Origin of the sequence: Niallia sp. (assembly GCF_031978665.1) — a bacterium.
GTDB lineage: Bacteria > Bacillota > Bacilli > Bacillales > Cytobacillaceae > Niallia.
Genome location: NZ_DALZDK010000076.1, coordinates 1 through 1,599, shown reverse-complemented (window position 1 = coordinate 1,599; position 1,599 = coordinate 1). Strand labels below are relative to the sequence as shown.

At 40.9% G+C, this 1,599-nt stretch carries 2 protein-coding genes; both read left to right on the top strand.

Annotated features, from left to right (window positions below):
* On the top strand, window positions 1-582 hold a 582-nt coding region (gene rfbD, locus RTL21_RS23170), incomplete at its 5' end, for a dTDP-4-dehydrorhamnose reductase (protein WP_312099555.1).
* A gap of 1 nt (window position 583) precedes the next feature.
* A partial coding sequence (gene rfbB, locus RTL21_RS23165; RefSeq protein ID WP_312099553.1) for a dTDP-glucose 4,6-dehydratase occupies window positions 584-1,599 on the top strand: 1,016 nt, incomplete at its 3' end.

Sequence of the window (1,599 nt, the reverse complement as noted above, 5' to 3'; positions counted from 1 at the left end):
GTGGATGCTAAATTCATTTATATTAGCACAGACTATGTGTTTGATGGAACAGGCACAGAGCCTTTCACTGAAGAAGATGCTGCAGGCCCTGTTGGCTACTATGGTGTAACAAAGTATGAAGGCGAAAAAACAGTACAAAGCCTATTAGATAAGTACTTCATCGTCCGCATCTCTTGGGTGTTTGGCGTCAATGGCAATAACTTTATTAAAACGATGCTTCGCTTAGCAGAAACAAGAGACGAATTAAATGTGGTTGGGGATCAATACGGTTCGCCTACGTATACCTTTGATTTGGCGAAGCTTTTGTTAGACATGGCAGAAACAGAGAAATATGGCGTGTATCATGCTTCTAATGAGGGATTCACGACATGGGCAGACTTCGCGAAAGAAATTTTTCAAGTAGCAGGAAAAAGCGTAAACGTAAATAGCATTACAACGGAAGAATATCCGACAAAGGCAGTTCGTCCAAAGAACTCAAGAATGTCGAAGGACAAGCTAGAGCAGAACGGCTTTACCCGTCTTCCCGCATGGCAGGATGCATTAACGCGATATATCGCGGAATTACAAGAAGAGGTGAACTAAGGTGGCAAGAAAGAAAGTGTTAGTAACAGGTGGCGCAGGATTTATCGGCGGAAACTTTGTGCAATACATGGTGAACAAATATCCGGATTACGATATTTATAATTTAGATTTATTAACCTATGCAGGAGATTTAACAAAGCATAAGGAGATCGAACAGAAAGATAACTATCATTTTGTGAAGGCAGATATTGCCGATCGAGACGCAATATCAGCTCTTTTTGAAAAAGAAAAGTTTGATTATGTGACCCATTTTGCAGCTGAAAGCCATGTGGACCGTTCGATTACAGACCCAGAAATCTTTGTCGTGACAAACGTGCTTGGTACACAAGTGTTATTAGATGCAGCAAAAGCAATTGGCGTAACGAAATTTGTTCATGTATCAACAGATGAAGTGTATGGAGAGCTTGATTTCGATCCTACAACCTTCTTTACAGAAGATACGCCATTACAGCCAAATAGCCCATACAGTGCAAGTAAAGCATCTTCAGATATGTTGGTACGTGCTTATCACGAGACATTTGGCTTGCCGATCAATATCACACGTTGTTCCAATAACTATGGACCTTATCATTTCCCAGAGAAGTTAATTCCACTAACGATTTCTCGCGTTCTAAATGAGCAAAAGATTCCTGTTTATGGAGACGGGAAAAACATTCGTGACTGGCTACATGTATTAGACCATTGTGCGGCGATTGATTTAGTGCTTCATGAAGGGGCAAATGGAGAAGTGTACAATGTCGGCGGACATAACGAACGCACAAACCTAGAAGTAGTAAAAACAATCATTAGCACACTAGGCAAATCAGAAGACTTAATCGAATTCGTAACCGATCGCCTTGGGCATGACAAGCGCTATGCGATTGATCCAACCAAACTAGAAGCATTAGGCTGGAAACCAACCTACACTTTTGAATCAGGGATTGCCCAAACCATTCAATGGTATTTAGATAACAAAGAATGGTGGGAGCAAATTATTAGCGGTGAGTATCAGCATTATTTTGAGAAGCAGTATACGTT